Source organism: Sphingomonas mollis (assembly GCF_016427505.1).
Classification (GTDB): domain Bacteria; phylum Pseudomonadota; class Alphaproteobacteria; order Sphingomonadales; family Sphingomonadaceae; genus Sphingomonas; species Sphingomonas mollis.
In genome coordinates this window covers 128,268-152,850 of record NZ_JAELXS010000001.1, presented here as the reverse complement: position 1 = coordinate 152,850, position 24,583 = coordinate 128,268, and the positions used below count along the sequence as shown (strand labels likewise).

Here is a 24,583-nt window from a genome sequence, read left to right as displayed (position 1 = left end):
GGCAAGCCCTGCCATTGGACCAGTATGCTGCATCTCTGCGTCCTCCGCGCCTCCGCGCGAACCAAATCTTTACTGCTTCGCGCCTTCGCGTGAACATCCTACTTCGGGCGAGACGCCTCGACCACGGTCTTCCGATAGCCACTGCGGCGACAGCGCCGGCCACACCACCAGCCCGTTCAGATCGATCAGCGCGTGGATCAGCATCACCAGCCACAACGCCCCGCTCATCAGATACACCGACGTCATCACCCCGCCGAACAGCGTCGTGGCAACCATCCCGCGCCATCCCTGATACCGGTGCAGCGCCCCGAACAGCAGCGTCGCGACACCGAAACCCGCCAGCGCACTCCCCGTCACCAGCGTCACCAACAGCGGCAGCACCAGTCGAAAGAACGGCTCCTCCGTCACCCCCGCGACGACGGCAATCGCCGCACCCCAGGGCAGCTCCGCCCGGTTCCGCGGCGTCAGCGCGCCCGGCCGCCCGATCGGTCGCGCGCCTCGCAGCGCCCGCACCGCCGCCACGGCCAGCCCGATCGAGATCCCCGCCAAGGCACCGATCATCAGATCGATCGGCGCCATCACCGGCAACCACGCGCGCAGCGGCTCGAACTCCGCAGGCATCACCCACAGCGCATCGATCCGCCCCAGCACCGCCAGCACCACGACCACCGGCACCGCAAAGCCCAGCATCGCCCGCCGCATCCACCGGACATAGCGCGCCGCCCGCCCGACCGGCCGGCCGCGCGCCCGCACGAACCACCACAGCGCCGCCAGCACGCCCGCCAGCAGCGCGAGCGCCGTCGTCATCCCTGCCGGTGCTCGCCCTTCACCCAGCGCACCGTGCCCGACGAGGCGCGCATCACGACGCTTTCGGTAGTCATCATGCCGCCCTTGCGCTTCACGCCTTCCAGCAGCGACCCGTCGGTCACGCCGGTCGCCGCGAAGATGCAGTCGCCGCGCGCCAGTTCGGTCAGGTCATATTGCTTGTCGAGGTCGGTCACGCCCCACTTCGCCGCACGCCCGCGCTCGTCGTCGTTGCGGAACAGCAGCCGCCCCTTGAACTGCCCGCCGACGCAGCGCAGCGCCGCGCACGCCAGCACCCCCTCCGGCGCCCCGCCCGATCCCATATAGATGTCGATCGTCGTATCCGGATTGGTCGTCGCGATCACCCCCGCGACGTCGCCATCGCCGATCAGCATCACGCCGCACCCGACCGCGCGCAGTTCCGCGATCATCGCCTCATGCCGTGGTCGATCCAGCACGCACACGATGATGTCGCGCGGATCGACGCCCTTGGCTTTGGCTACCGCACAGACATTCTCGGTCGGCGAGCGATCGAGGTCGATGATCCCCTCCGGATAGCCCGGCCCCACCGCGATCTTGTCCATATACACGTCCGGCGCATTCAGCAGCCCGCCCTTCTCCGCGATCGCCAGTACCGCCAGGCTGTTGGGGCCGGCGGTGGCGCAGATCGTCGTGCCTTCCAGCGGATCGAGCGCGATGTCGATTGCCGGACCGTTGCCGGTTCCTACCTTCTCGCCGATGAACAGCATCGGCGCCTCGTCGCGCTCGCCCTCGCCGATCACCACCGTGCCGTCCATGTCGAGTTCGTTCAGCGCCGCACGCATCGCCTCGACCGCTGCCGCATCGGCCGCCTTCTCGTCGCCGCGCCCGACCAGCGGCAGACACGCGATCGCCGCCGCCTCGGTCACCCGCACCATTTCGAGGACAAGAACGCGGTCGAGGACGGAGCTGGGCGTCGCGGTCATGGAAGTCTCCTCGGCAAGGCCGGTTTGTTGAACACGTTAAACACGACGATAGGCGCGTGGACGGCCAAGGGCAACCCGGTCACGACTCCCCGACCGGCCGGAACAAATACCTACGCGACGCCGCGAAGACGCGAAGCAAAAAGGAATTCGCGCAGAGGCGCAGAGAGCGCGGAGGGTTAGCCTCGCGCCCCGGCGTCGTCCTTATAAACAATCTCACGGAGCGGTGATCGACCCTACGATCAGCACCGAACACAACACCTCAGCGTCCTCCGCGCCTCCGCGCGAATAACTCTTCTCTCCGTGACTTCGCGTGAACCAAATCTACCCGCGAACGGAAAAAGTTCAGTCCCGCAACAACTCGTTGATGCTCGTCTTCGACCGCGTTTGCGCGTCCACCCGCTTCACGATCACCGCGCAATACAGGCCTGGCTTGCCGTCGCCGCCGCCCAGCGTCCCGGGCACGACCACCGAATAGGCCGGCACCTCGCCCTTGAAGACCTCACCGGTCGCGCGGTCGACGATCTTGGTGGACGCGCCCAGATACACGCCCATCGACAGCACCGCGCCCTCGCCCACGCGAACGCCCTCGGCCACTTCCGCACGCGCACCGATGAACGCGCCGTCGCCGATGATGACCGGGTCCGCCTGCAACGGTTCCAATACGCCGCCGATGCCCGCGCCGCCCGACACGTGCACGCCCTTGCCGATCTGCGCGCACGACCCGACGGTCGCCCATGCATCGATCATCGATCCCTCACCGACATAGGCGCCGATGTTGACGAAGCTCGGCAACAGCACCGCGCCCTTGCCGATGAAGGCGCCACGCCGCACGATGCTGCCCGGCACCGCCCGGAAACCCGCGCTGCGGAATTCGGCTTCCGACCAGCCCGAAAACTTCGACGGCACCTTGTCGAACCAATGGCCCGCACCCGGACCGCCATCGATCAGCACATTGTCGTTCAACCGGAACGACAGCAGCACCGCCTTCTTCAACCACTGGTTGACGCGCCAGCCCCCCCCGTTTTTGGCACCGTCGGGCTCCGCCACCCGCGCCGTACCCGCGTCGAGCATCGCCAGCGCCGTCTCCACCGCGTCGCGCACCGCGCCCCTGGTGTCGAAACCCAACGCTGCGCGGTCTTCCCATGCGGCGTCGATGGTGGTGGCCAGATCGCCAGATTGCTCGGTCATGCGGTCTCCAGAATATGATGCAGCCACGGATTCAGTTCGTGGATATGAAAATCGATGAAGCTGCGATCGACGTCGCTCGCCTGTTCGGAACCGTTGTCGACCCACACCGTCGTCATGCCGATCGCCTTGGCCGGTTTCAGGTTGCGCGCCATGTCCTCGACGAACAGGCTTTCGGCCGGATCGATGTCGAACGCCGCGCACAGCCCCGCATAGGCGTCCGGCTGCGGCTTGGGGCGCAGGTTCATCGAATGGATGTCGTGCACCCCCTCGAAACTGCCGCCCAGCCCCAGCCGCTCCAGCACCTTCAGCGCATAGGGCCGGTCGCCATTGGTGAACACGATCTTGCGCCCCGGCAACCGTGCAAGGGCGGCGGCGAGCGGCGCATCCGCCGCCAGCACGTCCATCTCGATATCGTGGACGTAATCGAGGAACGCGTACGGATCGACGTCATGCTCGGTCATCAACCCGGCCAGCGTCGTGCCATGGCCCAGGAAATATTCCTTCTGGATACGCCGCGCCTCCACTCGGTCCACCTGCAACAGGTCGGCGACGAACGCCGTCATCCGCGTATCGATATGCGCGAACAGGTCCGCGCTCGCCGGATACAGCGTGTTGTCGAGGTCGAATATCCAGTTGCGGACATGGGCAAGGCGCTCGATCATCGCCGCGCGCAATAGGCAAGCGGGCGGGCGCGGGCAAGCGCATGACACCGAAGGTGATCGCATCGGCCGACTGGCAAGTCGCGCGCAGAAAGGGATTTCGCGCAGAGGCGCGGAGGACGCAGAGGGATACATCCGGATCGCCCCGTCCTGATGATGGAATGCCCCGATCAGTCCGGCGCGCTACATCTCCGCGTCCTCCGCGCCTCTGCGCGAACATCACTTCTGCTCTCCGCGTCTCCGCGTGAACCCCATATCTCTCCACGGCACGACCAGTCGAACAGCCCGCCGCTTGGATGAACCATGGATTAAGGGTATCGCCCTATCAGCACATAGAATCCCCCCGGAGTGACGTGGCGTATGACCCTGAAGACAGCGTTGTTGGGGGGCGTCGCCGTCATGGTCTCCGGCTTGCTCGCCGGCTGCGGCGGCGGTGGGGGTGGCGGCGTCAACAGCACGCCCACCCCGCCCAGCGCCGAAATCCCGACGCCGATCGCCACCCCGGCGCCGACACCCGCGCCTACACCAGCACCGACGCCGGCCCCCACGCCGACACCATCCGCGACCAATTACGACACCACCGAATATCGTGCGACCGTCGGCGCGGTATCGATGAACGCGCTCGCCGCCTATCAACGCGGCGCGACCGGCGCCGGCATCGCGATCGGCGTCATCGACAGCGGCATCGCGCTGGCGAGCGAGGAGTTCACCGGCCGCCTGTCCGCCGCCTCCGCCGACGTCGCCGGCAATGCGTCGGTCAATGACGAGGACGGCCATGGCACCGCCGTCGCCTTCACCGCCGCCGGCCGCCGCAACGGCACCGGCACGCACGGCGTCGCGTTCGATTCCACCGTCATCGCGCTCCGGGCCGATCGCCCCGGCAGTTGCGCGACCGAGGATGCCGCCGTCGCCGACAGCGGCTGCAAGTTCGGGTCGGACGCGATCGCGCGCGGCGTCGATGCCGCGCGCGTCGCCGGGGCAAAGGTCATCAACATGTCGCTGGGCGGCACCACCATGCCCACCGCGTTGCAGGCCGCGATCGGCCGCGCGACGGCGGCCGGCATCGTCATCGTCATCTCCGCCGGCAATGACGGCTCCGACAACCCGGACGCCTTTACCGAGGTCGCGAACAACGCTTCCGTTGCCCGCAATCAGGTCATCATCGCCGGCTCGGTCGGATCGACCGACGGCATCTCCACTTTCAGCGACCGCGCCGGCACCGGCGCCGCGCATTTCCTGACCGCGGTCGGCGAGCGCGTGCGCGCGCCGGACGAGGCAGGGACCGTCTTCCTCTGGTCCGGCACCTCGTTCGCCGCACCACAGATTTCGGGCGCGGTCGCGCTGCTGGCACAGGCATTCCCCAACCTGTCGGGCGCGCAGATCGTCCAGATCCTGTTTTCCAGCGCGCGCGATGTCGGCGCGGCCGGCGTCGATCCGGTCTATGGCAACGGCGTCATCGATATTACCCGTGCATTCCAGCCGCTCGGCAGCACGCAGGTCGCGGGCAGCACCGCCGCCGTCTCGCTGACCGGCAACGCCATCCTGTCCGCGCCGATGGGCGACGCGATGCAGGCCGGTCTCGGCGCGGTGATCCTCGATGGCTTCGGCCGCGCGTTCGGCATCGATCTGGCCCGGACCATCACCCGCGCCGCGCCGCCGCGCACGATGCTCGGCGCGCTCGGCTTTCGCGGGCGTCAGGTCGCGGCCAGCGCCGGCGGCATGACCATCGCGATGACGCTGGCACCGCGTATCGGCGGCGGCGTGTCGGTCGAGCCATCGCGGCTCGGCATGGCCGATGCCGGCATCGCCCGCGCGATCGCCGGCACGGTGACGCAGCGACTGGGCGAGAAACTGTCGTTCGGCTTCGGCTTCGTGCAAGGGTCCGGCACCCTCAACGCGCAACTGGCCGGACGGCGCGAGCCCGCCTTCCTCGTCGCCACCGCCGATGGTCTGGGGTTCGACGGCGGCGCCCGGGCCTCCGGCGCGATCCGCCAGCAATGGGGCGCACTCGGCATCACCGCCGCGATGGAGAGCGGCCGCGTCTCGACACGGCGCGACCAGCTCACGCCGTTCGCCGATCCCTATGCCCGTTCCGGCTTCGACCGCGCCTCGTTCACCCTTGATCGCCACGTCGGTCCCATCGCACTGACCGCCACCGGCACCCGTCTCGCCGAACAGGACACGCTGCTCGGCGCGCGCTTCGGCTCGGGGCTGGGCGCCACCCGCGCGGTCAGCTGGTTCGCGGATGTCGGCGCGCGTCTCGACGTCGGCGACGGCTGGACCGCCGGCGGCTCGCTGCGTCGCGGCTGGACCGACGCCCGCGTCCGCGGCGGCATCGACGGCACCGGCCGCATCCGCACCGGCGCCTTCGCCGCCGACATCGGCAAGGACGGCGTGTTCGGCACCGACAGCCTCGGCCTGCGCATCGCCCAGCCGCTGCGCATCGCCTCGGGCGGCATCGACATGCGCCTGCCGACGCTATGGGATTACGACACGCTCAGCGTCACGGACTGGGCCACCCAGCGCCTGAACCTCGCCCCCCAGGGCCGCGAACTCGATATCGAGGCGCGCTACGCGTATCTCCTCGGCCCCGGCACCGTGCAGACCAACCTGTTCTGGCGCCGCGACCCCGGCAACATCGCCGCCCTGCCCGACGACTACGGTCTGGCGCTAAGGTATTCGTTCGGGTTCTGAAACTCCCCCGGAAAAACGAACCCACGCGGACACGTGAGAAAGAAGTGCGGAGGGCAAGGACCGCGGCCCCGGCACTTTGCGCGCAGCGCCTTCATCAATCTTCTTCTCCGCGCCTCCGCGCCTCCGCGCGAACCAATTCAGGTCTCCGCCAAGCCACATGCCAAAGGTGATAGCCCCCATCCCCGACTGGAACTCAGCAGCATCCCTCCCCATCTTCGCCCCATGCCCAACCTCTCCTTTCTCGATCTCGTTCCCGTCGTCGAAGGCGGCACCATCCCGCAGGCGCTGACCCGCGCCGCCGATCTCGCCGTCCATGCCGAAACCCTCGGATACAGCCGCTATTGGGTTGCCGAGCATCACGGCATGGCCGGCATCGCATCGGCCGCGACCGCCGTCGTCATCGCGCATATCGGCGCCGCGACCCGCACCATCCGCATCGGTGCCGGCGGTATCATGCTGCCCAACCACGCACCGCTGGTGATCGCCGAACAGTTCGGCACGCTCGACGCCCTCTTTCCCGGCCGCATCGATCTCGGCCTCGGCCGCGCGCCCGGCAGCGACCAGCGCGTCGCCCGCGCGATGCGCCGCACGCTCGACAGCGATCCCAACGCCTTCCCGCAGGACGTGCTGGAACTGCAGAGCTATTTTGCGAATGACGGCCAGACCGGCATCGTCGCCACCCCCGGCGCGGGTGCCAAGCCCGACCTGTGGATTCTCGGCTCCAGCCTGTACGGCGCGCAGGTCGCGGCGCAGTTCGGCTTGCCCTACGCCTTCGCCTCGCATTTCGCGCCCGACGCGCTGGATCAGGCGCTCGACATGTACCGCCGCCATTTCCGCCCCTCGGCGCAGCTCGACCGCCCCTACGCGATGGCCGGCTTTAACGTCTTCGCCGCCGACACCGATGCGGAGGCGGAACTGCTCGCCACCTCGCAGCAACAGGCGTTCGTGGCGCTGCGCACCGGCAACCCGCGCCAGCTACCCCCGCCCGTCGCCGGTTATCGCGAATCGCTCGGCGCGCAAGGCAATGCCGTCCTCGATCAGGTCCTGTCCTGTTCGGCCATCGGCGGCCCCGCAAAGGTCGCGAACGCCCTTGCCGCCTTCATGAAGCGTACGCAGGTCGACGAGATCATGGTGACGAGCGCGATCTACGATCACGACGCCCGCAAGCGCAGCCTGTCGATCACCGCCGACGCCGCGCGCGAAATGAAGGTGGCCGCCTGACCCGCTGTCACCCCGCCGCGGGCAAGCGCAGCCTGACCATCAACCCGCCCAGATCCTCGCTCTCCTCCAGCGACACCGTACCCTCGTAGATCTCGGCGACGTCGCGCACGATCGCGAGGCCCAGCCCCGTGCCCGGCTTCCCCGTGTCCAGCCGTACGCCGCGATCGAAGATGCGGATGCGGTCCTCCTCGGGGATGCCGGTGCCGTCGTCCTCGACCAGCAGTTCCACGAAGCCCGCCTCCGCCACCACCGTCACGAACACGCTGCCGCCGCCATATTTCGCGGCATTCTCGATCAGGTTGCCGAGCATCTCGTCCAGATCCTGCCGCTCGACATGCACCGACAGGTCTTTCGGCCCCGCCACGTCGATGCGGACATGGCGGTACAGGCGGGCGACCGCGCGTTCGACCGATTCCACGCTCGGCCACACCTCCGCCCGGCTGTGCGCCGATCCGCGCCGGCCGACTGCGCGCGCACGCGCCAGATGGTGATCGACCTGTCGCCGCATCGTCCGCGCCTCGCGGATCACCGTATCGGCGAGGTCGTCGGCCTGCGCGGTCGCGGCGTTCATGATGACCGTCAGCGGCGTCTTCAGCGCATGCGCCAGATTGCCCGCATGCCGCCGCGCCTCTTCCGCCTGCCGCTCGTTATGTTCGATCAGCGCGTTCAGTTCCTCGACCATCGGCTGCACTTCCAGCGGCATCGCATCCGACACCCGCGCCGACTGACCCGCCCGCATCCGCGCGATCTCGGCCCGCACCTTCCTCAGCGGCCATAGCCCATAAAAGGTCTGCAACGCCGCCATCGCGATCAGCCCCAGCGCCAGCAGCGCGAACGACCGCACCAGCGTCCGCCGGAGCACCGTGATCTGCGAATCCAGCCCCTCGCGGCTCTGCGCCACCTGAAACCGCCAGCGTACCGGCGATCCCGGCAGCTTCACGTCGCGCTCGACGATGCGCAGCTTCTCGGTGCCGAACTGCGCGCTGTCATAACTGTGCACCCCCCGGTCGCTGTGCGGCGTGCCGTACGCCAGCCGCCGGTCCCACAGCGACCGCGACGGAAACGCCTCCCGCCCCTGCGCACCGACCTGCCAGTACAACCCGGAATTCGGCTCCAGAAACCGCTGGTCCGCCGCCTCGCGCGTGAACATCACCTCGCCGCCGGAATCGATTTCCGCCGACACGATCAGCGCGGTCATCACATATTCCAGCTGGTCGTCGAAGTTGCGCGTCACCGCCGACGCCAGCACCCGGTCGAGCGCAAAGCCGCCGCCCGCCAGCAGCACGACGATCCACGCCGCCGCGATCAGGATCATCCGTCGCGACAGCGATCCCGTCGCCTTCGGTCGCACCCGCTGTTCGGGAAGCGGCTCGCTCATGACCGGCTCAGGCGTCCGGATCTTCCAGGCTATAGCCCAGACCACGGATGGTCGTGATGACATCCTGGCCCAGCTTCTTGCGGATACGCGTCACGAACACCTCGATCGTGTTCGAATCGCGGTCGAAATCCTGATCGTAGATATGCTCGATCAACTCGGTCCGGCTGACGACCTTGCCCTTGTGATGGAGCAGATAGCTGAGCAGCTTGTATTCCTGCGCGGTCAGCTTCACCGCCTCGCCGGCCTTGGTCACCTTGCCCGACCGCGTGTCGAGCCGCACGTCGCCGGCGGTCAGTTCGGACGACGCATTGCCCGATGCACGGCGGATCAGCGCGCGCAGGCGGGCGATCAGCTCCTCGGTCTGGAACGGCTTGGCGACATAATCGTCCGCGCCCGCATCCAGCCCGGCGACCTTGTCCGACCAGCTGTCGCGCGCGGTCAGCACCAGGACCGGTGCGGTCCGCCCCTCCTTGCGCCAGCGGTCGAGCACCGTCAGCCCGTCGATCTCCGGCAGGCCCAGATCGAGCACGATCGCATCGTAACTCTCGGTGGAACCCAGATAATGCCCCTCCTCGCCATCGGTGGCGAGGTCGATGGCATAGCCGGCGCCTTCCAGCGTATTCTTCAACTGCTGGCCCAGATTGGGCTCGTCCTCGACGATCAAGACGCGCATCTTCTCTCCAGTCCTCTAACGAAACGGCCCGCATCCGCTACCACGGTGCCGGCGGTTACGGAAACGTCGCTGTCGGGGGGCTTAACGGAATCGTGTCCCTATCGTCATTCCCGCGCAGGCGGGACCTGTTTGTGCAGGCAATAGATGGGCCAAACCAGTCTGCTCCCCGGCGGAGGCCGGGGCCCAGTTGCGATGGCCGTCGTAATTCATCACGACCTTTACCCAACTGGACCCCGGCCTCCGCCGGGGAACAGCGTTGACGCGATCAAGCGGGAAAGAAGGGCTAAACCCCCGCGCCAATCACCGCCCGGTGCGGCCGATCACCTGTCCCGACCGGCCATCCACATCGACCCAGATCACCGTCCCGTCGCGCAGGAATTTCAGCGTATAGACGCCGCTGCCGCCATCGAAATCGAAACCCAGATATTCGGCGCCGTTCATCTGCGGCACCACGCGCCGCTCGATCTCGGGGAGGGGCAGCAGCTTGCCCTGCTTGCGCGCCTGATACGCCTGCATCTGGTCGCCACGCTTCTGCGCCCCGGCCGGACCGGGCGTCGATGCGACCGACAGGGCGGCCAGTATCGCGGGGATGGTGGAACGCATCATGGACAGGGGCGATAGCTAGAGGGCATTGAACGCGCTGTGAATGCATCCCGTCCCGATATGGTTCGGTTACGCAAAGCCGTGGCAAATATGCCGCACTGCACCCCAAAGGTTGCCGCGACGACCCGCGCCGCTTACGTGGCGGACCATGGCCGCACCGATCCTATCCTATGAAGACCTCGGCCTCGTTCAGGGATCGGGCTGGCTGTTCCGCCACCTCGATATCCAGGTCGGTCAGCGCGACCGCCTCGCCCTGATCGGCCGCAACGGCGCCGGCAAGTCCACCCTGCTTCGCCTGCTCGCCGGCGCGGTCGATCCCGACGAGGGCCGCCGCACCATCGTCCCCGGCACCCGCGTCGTGATGCTGGAACAGGACCCGGACGTCTCCGCCTTCGCCACCTTGCGCGATTACGTCGCCGCCGGGGACGACGCGCCGCTGGGCCATGAGGCGGAGGCGATCGCCGACAAGCTGGGCATCGACCTCGACCGCGAGGCGCAATCCGCTTCGGGCGGCGAACGCCGCCGTGCCGCCATCGTCCGCGCGCTGGCGCAGGAACCCGACGTGCTGCTGCTCGACGAGCCGACCAACCATCTCGATATCCACGCGATCGACTGGCTGGAGGGGTGGCTCGGCCGCTTCAACGGCGCGTTCGTCGTTATCAGCCATGATCGCACCTTCCTCACCCGCCTGACGAAGCAGACGTTGTGGCTCGACCGCGGCAGCGTCCGCCGTGCCGAGATCGGCTTCGGCGGCTTCGAGGCATGGACGGAAACCGTCTTTGCCGAGGAACAGCGCAACGCCGAACGCCTCGACGCCAAGCTGAAGATCGAGGAGCATTGGCTGCAACGCGGCGTCACCGGTCGCCGCCGCCGCAACCAGGGCCGCCTCGCCAAGCTGAAGGACATGCGCGCCGAACGCGCCGCGATGATGGGGCCGCAGGGCACCGCCGCCATCTCGATCGGTCACGAGGATGGCCGCTCGAAAGTCGTAATCGATGCCACCCACGTCACCAAGAATTTTGGTGCCGGAGACACTAAGCGCACCATCATCCGCGACTTCAACCTGCGCGTCACGCGCGGCGACCGCATCGGCGTGGTCGGCGCGAACGGGGCCGGCAAGACGACGCTGCTCCGCCTCCTGACCGGCGAACTCCAGCCGGACGCGGGCACCATCAAGCTGGCGAAAACGCTCGACGGCATCGTCATCGACCAGCAGCGCAAGCTGATGGCCCCCGACAAGACGGTGCGCGACGTGCTGGCGGAGGGTGGCGAGTGGATCGACGTGCTCGGCACGCGCAAGCACATCCACGGCTATCTGAAGGAATTCCTGTTCGATCCTTCGTTGACCGAGGCGAAGGTCGGCACGCTGTCGGGCGGCGAGCGATCGCGGCTGTTGCTGGCGCGCGAATTCGCCCGCCCGTCGAACCTGCTGGTCCTCGACGAACCGACCAACGACCTCGACCTCGAAACGCTCGACCTGTTGCAGGAGGTGATCGCCGATTACGACGGCACCGTCCTGATCGTCAGCCACGACCGCGACTTCCTCGACCGCACCGTGACGGTCACGCTCGGCCTCGACGGCAGCGGCACGGTGGATGTCGTCGCAGGCGGCTACGAGGACTGGGAAAAGCGCCGCCGCCCGCGCGGCGATGGCAAGAAGCCCGCCAAGGTCGCCGCCACCGCCCCGACGCCTGCGCCCGCCCCCTCGCGCAAACTATCGTATAAGGACCAGCGCGATTACGACCTCCTCCCCAAACGGATCGAGGAGATCGAGGCGACCATCGCCCGCGACGAGGCGAAGCTGGCCGACCCCGACCTGTACGTGAAGGAACCCGCGACCTTCGCCCGCCTGATGCAGGCGATCGACAAGGCCCGCACCGAAAAGGACGCCGCCGAACTCCGCTGGCTCGACCTCGCCGAACAACTCGAAGCGCTGAACTAACCTAAAATCCTCCCCGGCACGGGGAGGGGGACCGGCAAAGCCGGTGGAGGGGGATCGCCGCGAGCGAACCGGATCGTAGAGGCGAAACAGATCGAAAAACCGCTGTCCTACAACCCCCGACCTAAGTTACCTCCAAACCACTGCTCTTTCTCACCCCCGATTAAACTCCGGCCACCCCTCGCGCCCGCACACAGGCGCGCACGATCGCGCGCGATGGCAGGTATGACTTTCGGGACTTTCCGCCCGCTGACACGGGATGATTTCGTATCGATCCCACCCCCCACCGTTCGTCCAGAGTAGGGGCCGAGCGTAGCCGAGGACCCGTATCGAAGGACAGGTTGGCGCTCGGAAAAGAGCCTCGACACACCCCTTGCCGCGCTGCCCGGCACGAACGGATCGAGCTGACGTCATTTAACGTCATACCGAACGCCCCTCACGCCCCGCCACATCAACCACATATTGCCACGCCACCCGCCCCGACCGGCTGCCCCGCTGCGTCGCCCACCGCACCGCCTCGACCGGATCGAACGGCAACCCATGCACCTCGGCATAGCGACCGACGATCGCCAGATACCCGTCCTGATCCAGCGCATGGAACCCCAGGCTCAGCCCAAACCGGTCCGCCAGCGCCAGATGATCGTCAACCGAGTCACGCAGATTGATCGCGCTGTCCTGTTCGGCGATGTCACGCGGCATCAAATGGCGGCGGTTCGCGGTCACCAGCAACCGCGCATTCGCCGGTCGCGGCTCCGCCCCGCCCTCCAGCATCGATCGCAGCGCCCGCGCCTCGGCGGGTTCATCCACGCCCAGATCGTCGACGAACAGCGCAAAGCCCCGCGACACCGGCGCCAGCGCCGCGAACAACGCCGGCAACCGGTCTAGCGCCGTCACCTCGACCAATGCCAGATCGCCGCCGCCCTCTTGTCCATCGGCAGCCTGAACCGCCGCCACCGCGCTCTTCACAAGCGCCGATTTGCCCGTGCCGCGCGCACCCCACAACAACACGTCCTGCGCCGCATGGCCCGCCGCCAGCCGCGTCAGGTTCCGCACCAGCGCCGTCTTCTGCCGGTCGATCCCGATCAGCCGGTCGAGCGGCAACGGCGCGAAGCCCCGCGTCGCCGCCAGCGTCTCGCCGGTCCAGCGATAGGCCGGATGCGCACGAGGATTGGCGGCAGGCGGGGCGGGCGGCGACAGGCGCTCCAGCGCCGCGGCGATACGTTCCAGCGGGTCCATGCCGCCCCCTTGGAAGCGCCTCGCGGCCAGTGCAAGCATCAGGCGCTCAGGTCGTAACTCTTCATCAGGTCGTACAGCGTCGGCCGGCTGATCCCCAGCAGCCTCGACGCGCCGGAGATATTGCCCTCCGCCTGCGCCAGCGCCCGCCCGATCGCCCTCCGATCGGCCGCCTCCCGCGCCGCCCGCAGGTTCAGCTCAGCCGGATCGACCGGCGCAGCCAGATCGAGGTCCGCCGCCGTCACCAGCCGCCCCTCCGCCATGATGACCGCGCGCTTCACCCGGTTTTCCAGTTCGCGGACATTCCCCGGCCAACGCCACGCATCCACCGCCGCCCGCGCATCCGCTGCCAGCCCCGTCACCGCCCGGTTCAGCGTCGCCGCATATCGCCCGACGAAATGCCGCGCGAGCAGGCCTGCATCCCCCGTCCGCTGCGCCAGCGTCGGAATTCGCACCACGATCTCCGCCAGCCGGTAGTACAGGTCCTCCCTGAACCGCCCGTCCGCGACCATCGCATCGACATCCTGATGCGTGGCGCACACGATCCGCGTATCGACCGGAATCGCCCGCCGCCCGCCGACCCGCTCGATCACCCGCTCCTGCAGGAACCGCAGCAGCTTAACCTGCAGATGCAGCGGCACATCGCCGATCTCGTCGAGGAACAGCGTGCCGCCCGCCGCCTGTTCGATCTTGCCCTCGGTCGTCTTCACCGCGCCGGTGAACGCACCCTTCTCATAGCCGAACAGTTCGGCTTCCAGCAGCGTCTCCGGGATCGCCGCGCAGTTGATCGCCACGAACTGCCCGCGCTTTCGGGGCGACGCATCATGCACCCCCCGCGCCAGCAATTCCTTGCCCGTCCCGCTCGCCCCCAGCAGCATCACCGACACATCGGCCGGCGCCACCCGCTCCAGCGTCCGCGCCACGACCGCCATCTCCGGCGACGCATACAGCAGCCCGCCGAAACCCCCATTGATGTTGGCGCCGCCGACCCGCATCGCCAGCCGCCGGTTCTCGGCCTCCAGCGCGTGGACATGAAACGCCCGCGCCACGATCAGCCCCAGCGCATCGATATCGATCGGCTTGGCATAGAAATCCCAGGCGCCGTCCCCGATCGCCGTCAGCGCGCTTTCCCGCGCCCCGTGGCCGGACGCGACGATCACCTTCGTCCCCGGCGCCATCGCCAGAATGGCATGCAGGGTCGCAAAGCCCTCCGCCGTCCCGTCCGGATCGGGCGGCAGGCCCAGGTCCAGCGTCACCACCGCCGGCTCATACAGCCGCACCGCATCCAGCGCCGCCGCCCGGTCGCCCGCGACCACGACCTCATACGCTTCGTACGCCCAGCGCAATTGCCGGGCGAGACCGTCGTCATCCTCGACGACCAGCAACACCGGCCGCGTCACGCCGCCTGCTCCATCGCCGCGGCTGCATCGCCAGCGATCGGCAAGCGGATGCGAAAGCGCGTGCCTTCCTCCTCACGGCTCTCCACATCCATCTCCCCGCCCATCGCCCGCACCAATTGCCGCGCTTCATAGGCACCGATCCCGAACCCGTCCGGCTTGGACGAGGCGAACGGCCGGAACAGCTGATCGCGGACAAAGCCCGGCGCCATGCCGCACCCGGTATCGATCACCTCGATCGCCACCCCGCCGCGATCGTCCCGCTGCACCGCGATCGTCACCGCCGCCCCCGCCGCACTCGCCTCGACCGCGTTCTGCACCAGATGGCACAGCGCCTGTTCCAGCCGACCGGGCTGCGCCACCACTATCGCCGGTCCCTCGCCGACGACATCGATCCGATGCTTGGCCCGCCAGTTCGCCGCGATCCGCCGCACCAGCGCCACCGCGTCGACCGGCTGCGTCGCCTCCGGCCGCGCACCGTCATGCTGCCCCAGCCGGGCCAGCAACGTCGTCATCCGCGCCGCCGAATCACGCAGCGTCACCACCATGTCGGCGCGAAAATCCGGATTGTCGGCATGCCGCTCGGCATTGCGCGCCACCAGCGTCAGCTGGCTCGCGACATTCTTGATATCGTGCATCAGGAACGCGAAGCGCCGGTTGAACTCGTCGAACCGCCGCGCATCCGCCAACGCCGCATGCGCCCGGTCCTCCGCCAGATAGCTCGCCGCCTGCCGCCCCGCGACGCGCAACAGGTCGAAGTCCTCCCAGTCCAGCGACCGGTCGACCGGCGGCCGGGCCAGCACGATCGCGCCGGCCAAGTCGTCGCCATGGATCAACGGCACCACCGCCCAGGCATCTCGATCCGTCATCAGCCAAGCCGGCAGCATCGTCGTTTCACCCGTCTCAACCCGCGCCTCGTCCAGCGAAACGATCCGCCCCGTGCTCGCCAGATGTTGGGCGAACCCCGCCTCCATCGCCTGCCCGCCATCCGCCCAGCGCCATCCCGCCGCCGGTGCCAGCCCGCCACCATCGGCCACCAGCAACAGCCCCGCCGGCGAGTCGGTCAAATCCGCCACCGCCTTCACGATCCGCGTTCCCAGCGGCGCCGCGCCATCGCCCGGCACCCCCAGCGTCGCGGTGAAGCGCTGCCATTCGATACGATAGTCATAGCGATGGCTGAACAGGTGCTTGGCAACCTTCACCCGCATCCACGCCCGCAGCCACGGCGTCGATACCAGCGCCAGCAACGCCGCCGTCGCGCCGAACACGATCGCCGTCTGCGCCGCCCGCGCCTGCCCGCCGGCGATCGCGCCCGCCAGATTGGCCGCCAGCGCGGTCGCGCCCGCATACAGCAGCAGCGCCGCGACCACGAGCAACTGCATCGCCACCGTCCGCGACACGGTCGCCGGAGCCGCCCCGCTCTGCGTCGTCGAGGCCGCGAGCAACAGCGCCACCGCCGCCATCACCGGCCCGCGCACCACCACCAGCATGCCCGTCCAGCCGGGATGGACGAACGCCATCACCGCGACGCCCAGGTCCAGCCCCCACATCACCGCCAGCGCCAGCACGAACAGACGCCGTGCGCCCGATCGCGCCGCCTCCGTCGCCTGCGCCACATGGCTTAGCAGCAACAGCGCCCCCGCGATCGCCATCATCCGCAGCATATGCCGGGCGATGGCCAGCGCGATCAGCATGTCGCCGTCGAACGGCGCCCGCTCCAGCAGCGCCACCATGCCTGCCGCGGCCGTCACCAGCATCACCACGGCATAGAGCGCCGCCAGCGGCACATGCCCCGCCCGCGCCCGCTTCACCGATGCCGCCATCAGGCACAACCAGGCGATGTTGCGCGCCGCCTCGGCCAGATGTGTACTCACGTCGCGGGAATCGATCCCGGCCACCGCCAGCGCCCACAGCGCGGTCAGCGCCAGCGCCGCGACGAACGCCCGCCCCGACCAGCGATCGGTCACGCCGCGCCGCCATTCGGCCAGCCCCAGCGCGCCGAACAGCAAGGCCGCCAGCGCGTGACCCCAAAGGATCAGGATTGCCGTCATCGTCCCGCCATCGATCGCCTGCATTGTAAGGAATGCCGACAGGCGCAGTGCCAGCAAAACACCAATAAAGCCTGAACGCAGCGAAATGCGGACGGCCACGTTGGGCAATGCCGCCTTCCGTGTATAGGAAGGGCTTCAGGAGGACCCATGACCGCCAATACCATCGTTCCCGTTATCCTGTCCGGTGGGTCGGGCACCCGCCTTTGGCCGATGTCCCGGCCCGAACGGCCCAAGCAATTCCTGCCGCTCACCGCCGACGAGACGATGCTGCAACTGACGGTCCAGCGCGCGACCGGCGACCGGTTCGCCGACCCCGTCGTGGTGGCTAACGCCCAGCATGCCGAAGAGGTGGAGACGCAGCTCGCCGCCGTCGGCGTGACACCGCAGGCGATCATCCTGGAGCCTGCCGGCCGCAACACCGCCCCCGCGATCGCGCTGGCTGCCCTCGCCGCCCCCGATCCCGAAGCGGCGTTGCTGGTGATGCCGTCGGATCATGTCATCGCCGACATCCCGGCCTTCCATGCCGCGATCAAGGCGGCGCTGCCGCTGGTCAACGACGGCTGGCTCGTCACGTTCGGCATCGAACCCGATGCGCCCGAGATCGGCTATGGCTGGATCCAGACCGGGGAACAGATCGCACCCGGCGTTCACCGCGTGGCGCGTTTCGTCGAAAAGCCGCCGCTCGACCGGGCGGAGGCGATGCTGGCCGCCGGTGGCCATGCCTGGAACGGCGGCATCTTCCTGTTCCGCGCCGACATGTATCTGGGCGCGCTGGCCGCCTTCGCGCCGGCGATGCTGACCGCCGTGCAGGCGTCGATCGCCGGTGCCCGTCACGATGGCCTGCGCCTGTATCCCGATGCCGCCGCCTTCGCCGCATCACCCGCCGATTCGATCGATTACGCGGTGATGGAGAAGGCGGAGCGCGTCGCGGTCGTCCCCGTCCAGATGGGCTGGAACGACGTCGGCAGCTGGGATGCGCTGCATGCGATCAGCGATCTGGATGCCGATGGCAACGCCCATGGCGGCGAGGTGATCGCGCTCGACACCAGTCATTGCCTGGTTCGCTCCGACGGCATCCGCATCGCGATGGTCGGCGTCAGCGACCTGATCGTCGTGGCGAGCGGTAACGACGTCCTGATCCTGCCGCGTGGCCGCAGTCAGGAGATCAAGAAGCTGATCGAGGCGATGAAACGGTGATCCTTCGCCCGCGGCCGGGATCAGTCGCGGGCGAATATCTCGGCATGGGGGATCGACAGGCCCAGCGCCGGCAGATCGACATCATGCGGCTGCGCGAAGAGATCGTCGCGCCAGGAAGCGGGGCCGAGCCGCTGGACGACGCGGCTGGTTTCGTTCTGCGGATCGACGAAGACGATCGTATCGACCGACGGCAGTGCCCGGTATTGCGCCAGTTTTTCCCCTTCATCGATACGGACCGTCGAGGCGGACAAAACCTCGAACAGCACGACCGGGTCGGTGAACAGCCGCTCTTCCTCTCGCTCCACGCTCGCCGGGTTACCGCAATAGACGCTGACGTCGGGATAGCGGATATCGGTATCCGTGACGCGAACGCCCATGTCGGAATTATAGGGCCGGCAGCCCGAGCCTCGCAGTTTGACGTACAGATAACCGAAAATATTGCCGGCCACCCGCGAATGCGCGGGCGTGCCGCCGGTCATCATCCGGATCACGCCGTCGACCAACTCGTATTTCCGATCGCTCGGGAAATCGATGTCGAGGAACTGTTCGACCGTGATCGGCTCGTAGAACGGGTCCTGGCGCATAACCGGATGCTATCATGAGCCCTCCAACAAACAAAGAGCCGGCGGATCGCTCCGCCGGCTCTGTGCTTTGTCGGTCAGGTGGCGCGGTCAAAGCCCGCGCTGGACGTCGAACCGGATCGGCAATGCCGACCGGCCGGCCGCTTCCGATTTCGTGTCGGGGCCAGCACCGCTGGCCCCGTCCGAAATCAGAAGTCCATGCCGCCCATACCACCCATGCCGCCACCGCCGCCCATGGGCATGGCGGGCTTGTCTTCGGCCAGTTCGCTCACGGCCGCTTCGGTCGTGATGAGCAGGCCGGCGACCGATGCCGCATTCTGCAGCGCGGTGCGGACGACCTTGGTCGGGTCGATCACGCCGGCTTCCACCAGGTTCTCGTAGGTGTCGGTCGCGGCGTTGAAGCCGATGTTCGAGTCGTTGCCGTCGAGCAGCTTGCCCGACACCACGGCGCCGTCATGGCCCGCGTTGCTGGCGATCTGGCGAACCAGAGCGGTCAGCGACTTGCGGACGATGTCGATACCGCGCGTCTGGTCCTCGTTGGCGCCGGTCAGGCCCTCGAGTGCCTTGGTCGCGTACAGCAGCGCCGTACCGCCACCGGGGACGATGCCTTCTTCGACGGCTGCGCGGGTTGCGTGCAGCGCGTCGTCGACGCGATCCTTGCGCTCCTTGACCTCGACCTCGGACGAGCCACCGACCTTGATGACCGCGACGCCGCCGGCGAGCTTGGCAAGACGCTCCTGGAGCTTCTCCTTGTCATAGTCGCTGGTGGTGTTCTCGATCTGCTGGCGGATCGCTTCGGTGCGGCCCTTGATCGAGTCATGATCGCCGGCACCGTCGACGATGACGGTGTTGTCCTTGTCGATCGTGACGCGCTTGGCGGTACCGAGCATCGCCAGCGAAACCGTCTCGAGCTTGATGCCCAGGTCTTCCGAAATCATCTCGCCCTTGGTCAGGATCGCGATGTCTTCCAGCATCGCCTTGCGACGATCGCCGAAACCGGGCGCCTTGACCGCTGCGACCTTCAGGCCGCCGCGCAGCTTGTTGACGACGAGCGTAGCCAGAGCCTCACCCTCGATATCCTCGGCGATGATGAGCAGCGGGCGACCCGACTGCACGACCGCTTCCAGGATCGGGAGCATCGCCTGCAGGTTCGACAGCTTCTTCTCGTGGATCAGGATGTACGGATCGTTCAGCTCGACCGTCATCTTTTCCGGGTTGGTGATGAAGTACGGCGACAGATAGCCGCGGTCGAACTGCATACCCTCGACGACGTCGAGCTCGAATTCGAGACCCTTCGCTTCCTCGACGGTGATGACGCCTTCCTTGCCGACCTTCTCCATGGCTTCGGCGATCTTCTCGCCGACTTCACGGTCGCCATTGGCCGAGATGATGCCGACCTGCGCCACTTCCTTCGAACCCGAAACCGGCTTCGAACGCGCCTTCACGTCCTCGACGACCTTGACGACGGCGAGATCGATGCCGCGCTTCAGGTCCATCGGGTTCATGCCGGCGGCCACCGACTTCATGCCTTCGCGGACGATCGCCTGCGCCAGAACGGTCGCGGTGGTCGTGCCGTCGCCGGCGATGTCGTTGGTCTTCGAGGCCACTTCGCGCAGCATCTGCGCACCCATGTTCTCGAACTTGTCCTTGAGCTCGATTTCCTTGGCGACGGTGACGCCGTCCTTGGTGATGCGCGGTGCGCCGAAGCTCTTGTCGATCACGACGTTGCGGCCCTTGGGGCCGAGCGTCACCTTCACCGCATCGGCGAGGATGTCGACGCCGCGCAGGATGCGCTCGCGCGCGTCACGGCTGAATTTCACGTCCTTGGCTGCCATGGTGGCTACCCTTTCAGATGAGTTGTAAAGTCTCGAAAGTCACACCCTTCACGCGCGGATGCGCGCGCGGGGAGCGACCGGCAGGTCAGCCGACGATCCCGAGGATGTCGCTTTCCTTCATGATGAGCAGGTCTTCGCCATCGACCTTGACCTCGGTGCCGGACCACTTGCCGAACAGCACGCGGTCGCCGGCCTTCACCTCGAGCGGGTGGACCTCGCCGGACTCGCTGCGGGCGCCGGTGCCGGCGGCGACGACTTCGCCTTCCTGCGGCTTTTCCTTGGCGGTGTCGGGGATGATGATCCCACCGGCCGTCTTCTCCTCTGCCTCAACGCGGCGGACGAGAACGCGGTCGTGCAACGGACGAAAGTTCATTGCTGTGCCCTCTTTCTGGTACAGTGTTACAGATTTCTGGCACTCACAAGCGGCGAGTGCCAACACCGCTCATATGTGCAGGCCGCCGACCGTCGTCAACGGGGTCATGGAACTAATTTGGATGAAGCGTGGGCGGAAGCAGGCCGAGCCGGGCACGCGCCGTCCACCGCCACAGCAACAGCGCGGACACGGCCGCCAGCCCGGCCGCCAGACCCCACCAAATGCCCAGCCCCTGCCACCCGGCACCGAAGCCCAACAATACCGCGCACCCCGCGCCGATGACCCAGTATCCGAACAGCGCCGCCAGCATCGGCACCCGCGTATCCTGTAGCCCGCGCAGCACCCCCGCCGCCACCGCCTGCGCCCCGTCGAACAACTGGAACGCGGCGGCGACACCCAGATATTGCAGGGCGAGCGCGACCAGCGCCGCGTTGGCGGGCGCATCGGGATCGACATAGACACCGACGAACAGCCGCGGCGCGATCAGCAACAACGACGCGGTGAACACCATGAAGCCGATCCCGACCGTCAGCGACACCCGCCCCGCCCGCCCGATCCAGACATGATCGCGCGCGCCGTACGCCATGCCGACGCGGATCGTCGCCGCCTGCGCGATCCCGAACGGCACCTGAAACGCGATCGCCGCGATCTGGAGCGCGATGGCATGCGCCGCCACCTCGGTCACGCCGATCAGGCCCATCAGGAAACCGGCCGCGGAGAACAGCGCACCCTCGAACGTCATGGTCAGCGCGATCGGCGCGCCCAGCCGGAATATCTCGCGCAGCCGCGACCATTCCGTCCTCCACCAATGGCCGAACAGGCGATAACGGCGCAGCTTGCGGTCGAGCAGCAGGATCAGCACGAACGCCAGCATCATCGCCACGCTGGTCGCGACACTGGCGATCGCCGATCCCTCCAGCCCCAGCGCGGGGAACCCCGCCCGCCCGAACACCAGCAACCAGTTGCCGAGCAGACCCATGCACAGGCCCAGCCCAGTCACGAGCATCGCCCAGCCCGGCCGCCCCAGCGCCGATGCGGTGACGCGCATCACCCCGGTCGCCACCGCCGGGATCGTTGCCCATAACAGGATGTCGAGGAACCGCCCCGCCCGCGCCGCGACATGCGCGTCCTGATGCGTCAGCAGCAGCAGTCGCTCGCCATTGGCCAGCACTGACATCGTCGCCAGTCCCGCGACCACCGCCAGCCACATCGCCATCCGGAACGACCGCCGGACCTGCCGCACCGCATGCGCGCGCCGTCCGAGTTCGGCGGCGATCAACGGCGCCGCCGCGCTCACCAGCCCGATCATGGCAAAGGCGAGGACGCTGTAGAGATACACCCCCAGCGTCGCCGCCGCGAGTTCGGTCGTCCCCAGCCGCGCGACGAAGATCACGTCGATCGAATACACGCCCATCTGCAACAGGTTCGCCGCCACCAGCGGCGTCGCCAGCGCCAGCGTGGCGCGCAGCTCCGCCCGCACGCTCGCCGGCGCGGCGGCCGTGATGGAGGGGGGAGCGGGGGAATGCATAGGCGTCCCCTGCCCGGACCTTGGTGGCAAGTCGAGGGGCGGCGTTGGCCTTTCCCCAGGCTTGTGACGCGGCACCCTAGAACCCCTTTCCGTCATCCCGACGAAAGTCGGGACCCATGGTCACGGTACAATGGGATAGCGCGCGCAACGTCACCCCGCTCTCCGTGACCATGGGTCCCGGCATGCGCCGGGATGACGGGAGGGAGCATCGACATGGCTGGCCAGCTGGAAGCCCAAAACATGGAAAGATGCGCCACCCCCGCCACCCATGTTGCCAGCCCTGCACGGTTGTTCTAGCCGTACCGGCCATGACAGACACCGCCGTGCCCCGTCCCGTCCCCTCCTTCACCGATGGCCGTCCGCCCAAGCAACGCAGCGGTGGCTGGCGGCTGGTGCGCGGTGCGTGGAAGCTGATGGTGGCGATCAAGGACGGCCTCGCGCTGATCCTGTTGCTGCTGTTCTTCGGCCTGCTCTTCGCGGCGCTGAATGCGCGGCCGGGGACGAAGGCGATCACCGATGGTGCGCTGCTGCTCGATCTGAGCGGATCGATCGTCGAACAGCCCGAGGAACCCGCCGCCTTCGCCGCCCTGTCGGGGCAACAGGTCGCGCGCCAGTTCCGCCTGCGCGACGTGCTGCGCGCGATCGATACCGCGCGCACCGATGCGCGGGTGAAGGCGGTGGTGCTCGACCTCGACGGCTTCGGCGGCGCCTATCCGGCGGCGCTGGGCGAGATCGCCGATGCGCTGGTCCGCGTGCGCCAGTCGGGCAAGCCCGTCCTGACCTATGCCACCGCCTATACCGATGGCAGCTACCGGCTGGCGGCGGCGGCGAGCGAGGTGTGGGTGAACCCGCTGGGCGGCACGCTGTTTACCGGGCCGGGCGGCACGCAGCTTTACTACAAGGGTCTGATCGACAAGCTGGGCGTCAACGCGCACGTCTATCGCGTCGGCCGCTACAAGTCGTTCGTCGAACCCTATACCCGCGCCGACCAGAGCCCCGATGCGCGCGCCGCATCGGAGGCGCTGTACGGATCGCTGTTGCAACAATGGCATGACGGCGTCGCGCGGGCGCGGCCCAAGGCGCAGGTCGGGCCGTTCCTCGCCAACCCGCAACAGGCGGTGCTGGCCACCAATGGCGATATTGCTCAGGCCAACCTGCGCGCCGGACTGGTCGACAAGCTGGGCGACCGCATCGCCTTTGGCCAGCGTGTCGCGCAACTGGCGGGCGCGGCGTCGGGCAAGCCGATCGGCAGCTTCCGCACGATCGCCTATGACGCCTGGGTCGCGGCCAATCCGCTGCCGACCGTGGGCGAGGCGATCGGCATCCTGACCGTTGCTGGAGACATCGTCGATGGCGAGGCTGGCCCCGGCACCGCGGCGGGCGACACGATCGCCAAGGCGATGCTGAACGGTCTGGCGACGAAGAACCTGAAGGCGCTGGTCGTCCGCGTCGATTCGCCGGGCGGATCGGCGCTGGCGTCGGAGCGCATCCGTCTGGCGGTGATGGAGGCCAAGAAGCGCGGCCTGCCGATCGTCGTGTCGATGGGCGGCCTCGCCGCGTCGGGCGGTTACTGGGTGTCGACGGCGGGCGACACGATCTTCGCGGAACCGGCGACGATCACCGGATCGATCGGCATCTTCGGCATCATCCCCACCTTCGAGAACACGCTGGCCAAGATCGGCGTGACCACCGACGGGGTGCGCAGCACACCGCTGACCGGCCAGCCCAACGTGCTGGCGGGCACCAGCCCCGAGCTGGACGCGATCCTGCAGGCGGGCATCGAAAACGGCTATCGCCAGTTCATCGGTCGCGTCGCCGCGGCGCGCAAGATGACGACGGCGCGCGTCGATGAGATCGGTCAGGGCCGCGTCTGGGACGGCGGCACCGCGCATCAACTGGGGCTGGTCGATAATTTCGGCTCGCTGAGCGACGCGGTGGCCTTTGCCGCGCGGCGCGCGAAGCTCGATCCGGCCAAGGTGCATACCGTCTATCTGGAAAAGGAGCCGGGCTGGGCCGCGAAGCTGGCGCAGTCGCTGTCGAGCCAGGACGAGGATACCGCCACGCCCGGCGGCGACGCCTTCGCCCGGATCGCCGCCGATCGCCGTGCCGTCGTGGCGCGCGCGCTGGGCGATGTGGCGCGGCTGACCAGCGGCGGATCGGTGCAGGCGCGTTGTCTGGAATGCGGCGGTCTGGGGCCGAGCGCGACGACGATCGGTGACACCCGGCTGCTCGATCTGCTCGTCGCCCGTCTCGGGCTATAGGAT

19 protein-coding genes are annotated in these 24,583 nt (G+C 68.0%); 5 read left to right on the top strand and 14 right to left on the bottom strand.

Going from position 1 to position 24,583, the window contains the following annotated elements:
• Positions 1–69: 69 nt before the first annotated feature.
• The 4 genes from JAO74_RS00715 to JAO74_RS00700 all read right to left on the bottom strand — a co-directional run bounded on the left by JAO74_RS00715 (position 70) and on the right by JAO74_RS00700 (position 3,619).
• Complete coding sequence (locus JAO74_RS00715; protein WP_199034038.1) at positions 70–807, bottom strand: CPBP family intramembrane glutamic endopeptidase; 738 nt, start codon at positions 805–807, stop codon at positions 70–72.
• A complete protein-coding gene (gene glpX, locus JAO74_RS00710; RefSeq protein WP_199034036.1) occupies positions 804–1,769 on the bottom strand; it encodes a class II fructose-bisphosphatase in 966 nt (321 codons plus the stop codon). Before glpX ends, JAO74_RS00715 begins: the two co-directional genes overlap by 4 nt.
• Before the next feature lie 342 nt (positions 1,770–2,111).
• Positions 2,112–2,957, bottom strand: a complete 846-nt coding sequence (gene dapD, locus JAO74_RS00705) for a 2,3,4,5-tetrahydropyridine-2,6-dicarboxylate N-succinyltransferase (RefSeq protein ID WP_199034028.1) — start codon at positions 2,955–2,957, stop codon at positions 2,112–2,114.
• Complete coding sequence (locus JAO74_RS00700; protein ID WP_199034027.1) at positions 2,954–3,619, bottom strand: pyrimidine 5'-nucleotidase; 666 nt, start codon at positions 3,617–3,619, stop codon at positions 2,954–2,956. Before JAO74_RS00700 ends, dapD begins: the two co-directional genes overlap by 4 nt.
• A 357-nt stretch (positions 3,620–3,976) precedes the next feature.
• On the opposite strand from JAO74_RS00700, the gene JAO74_RS00695 reads away from it, so the two are divergent.
• Positions 3,977–6,310, top strand: coding sequence for a S8 family peptidase (locus JAO74_RS00695; protein ID WP_199034026.1), 2,334 nt, complete (start codon positions 3,977–3,979; stop codon positions 6,308–6,310).
• Between the two features lie 222 nt (positions 6,311–6,532).
• Positions 6,533–7,531 carry an LLM class flavin-dependent oxidoreductase gene (locus JAO74_RS00690; protein WP_199034025.1) on the top strand — a complete coding sequence of 333 codons (999 nt, stop codon included), beginning with the start codon at positions 6,533–6,535 and terminating at the stop codon, positions 7,529–7,531.
• Positions 7,532–7,538: 7 nt separating this feature from the next.
• Here the strand turns inward: JAO74_RS00690 and JAO74_RS00685 are convergent, their stop codons facing one another.
• From JAO74_RS00685 to JAO74_RS00675, 3 genes are all read right to left on the bottom strand, one after another.
• On the bottom strand, positions 7,539–8,909 hold the full coding sequence (locus JAO74_RS00685; protein WP_199034024.1) for a sensor histidine kinase: 1,371 nt from the start codon (positions 8,907–8,909) through the stop codon (positions 7,539–7,541).
• Positions 8,910–8,916: 7 nt separating this feature from the next.
• Positions 8,917–9,582, bottom strand: coding sequence for a response regulator transcription factor (locus JAO74_RS00680; RefSeq protein WP_199034023.1), 666 nt, complete (start codon positions 9,580–9,582; stop codon positions 8,917–8,919).
• Positions 9,583–9,882: 300 nt separating this feature from the next.
• Positions 9,883–10,188, bottom strand: a complete 306-nt coding sequence (locus JAO74_RS00675; protein WP_199034022.1) for a PepSY domain-containing protein — start codon at positions 10,186–10,188, stop codon at positions 9,883–9,885.
• 145 nt (positions 10,189–10,333) lie between these two features.
• Between JAO74_RS00675 and JAO74_RS00670 the strand changes: the two genes are divergently transcribed.
• Complete coding sequence (locus tag JAO74_RS00670) at positions 10,334–12,127, top strand: ABC-F family ATP-binding cassette domain-containing protein (RefSeq protein ID WP_199034020.1); 1,794 nt, start codon at positions 10,334–10,336, stop codon at positions 12,125–12,127.
• Positions 12,128–12,544: 417 nt separating this feature from the next.
• On the opposite strand, the gene JAO74_RS00665 is transcribed toward JAO74_RS00670, so the two are convergent.
• The 3 genes from JAO74_RS00665 to prsK are packed head-to-tail and all read right to left on the bottom strand — an operon-like array spanning position 12,545 to position 16,904.
• A complete protein-coding gene (locus tag JAO74_RS00665; RefSeq protein ID WP_199034012.1) occupies positions 12,545–13,360 on the bottom strand; it encodes a DUF815 domain-containing protein in 816 nt (271 codons plus the stop codon).
• Between the two features lie 38 nt (positions 13,361–13,398).
• Positions 13,399–14,757, bottom strand: coding sequence for a PEP-CTERM-box response regulator transcription factor (gene prsR / locus JAO74_RS00660; RefSeq protein WP_199034011.1), 1,359 nt, complete (start codon positions 14,755–14,757; stop codon positions 13,399–13,401).
• Positions 14,754–16,904 (bottom strand): XrtA/PEP-CTERM system histidine kinase PrsK, encoded by a 2,151-nt coding sequence (prsK, locus tag JAO74_RS00655; RefSeq protein WP_332908691.1) that lies wholly within the window; start codon positions 16,902–16,904, stop codon positions 14,754–14,756. The genes prsR and prsK overlap by 4 nt, the downstream gene beginning before the upstream one ends.
• A gap of 48 nt (positions 16,905–16,952) precedes the next feature.
• Here prsK and JAO74_RS00650 point away from each other — a divergent pair, with 48 nt between their 5' ends.
• On the top strand, positions 16,953–18,002 hold the full coding sequence (locus JAO74_RS00650) for a mannose-1-phosphate guanylyltransferase/mannose-6-phosphate isomerase (RefSeq protein ID WP_199034010.1): 1,050 nt from the start codon (positions 16,953–16,955) through the stop codon (positions 18,000–18,002).
• Positions 18,003–18,022: 20 nt separating this feature from the next.
• On the opposite strand, the gene JAO74_RS00645 is transcribed toward JAO74_RS00650, so the two are convergent.
• From JAO74_RS00645 to JAO74_RS00630, 4 genes are all read right to left on the bottom strand, one after another.
• Complete coding sequence (locus JAO74_RS00645) at positions 18,023–18,586, bottom strand: Uma2 family endonuclease (RefSeq protein ID WP_199034009.1); 564 nt, start codon at positions 18,584–18,586, stop codon at positions 18,023–18,025.
• Between the two features lie 185 nt (positions 18,587–18,771).
• A complete protein-coding gene (gene groL, locus JAO74_RS00640) occupies positions 18,772–20,418 on the bottom strand; it encodes a chaperonin GroEL (protein ID WP_199034008.1) in 1,647 nt (548 codons plus the stop codon).
• An 85-nt stretch (positions 20,419–20,503) separates the two neighbouring features.
• On the bottom strand, positions 20,504–20,791 hold the full coding sequence (gene groES / locus JAO74_RS00635) for a co-chaperone GroES (RefSeq protein ID WP_056531718.1): 288 nt from the start codon (positions 20,789–20,791) through the stop codon (positions 20,504–20,506).
• Positions 20,792–20,903: 112 nt separating this feature from the next.
• The gene (locus tag JAO74_RS00630) at positions 20,904–22,319 is read right to left on the bottom strand and encodes an MATE family efflux transporter (RefSeq protein WP_199034007.1); all 1,416 of its coding nucleotides are present in this window, start codon (positions 22,317–22,319) and stop codon (positions 20,904–20,906) included.
• Positions 22,320–22,732: 413 nt separating this feature from the next.
• Here JAO74_RS00630 and sppA point away from each other — a divergent pair, with 413 nt between their 5' ends.
• Positions 22,733–24,580 carry a signal peptide peptidase SppA gene (gene sppA / locus JAO74_RS00625; protein ID WP_233150597.1) on the top strand — a complete coding sequence of 616 codons (1,848 nt, stop codon included), beginning with the start codon at positions 22,733–22,735 and terminating at the stop codon, positions 24,578–24,580.
• Positions 24,581–24,583 lie beyond the last annotated feature (3 nt).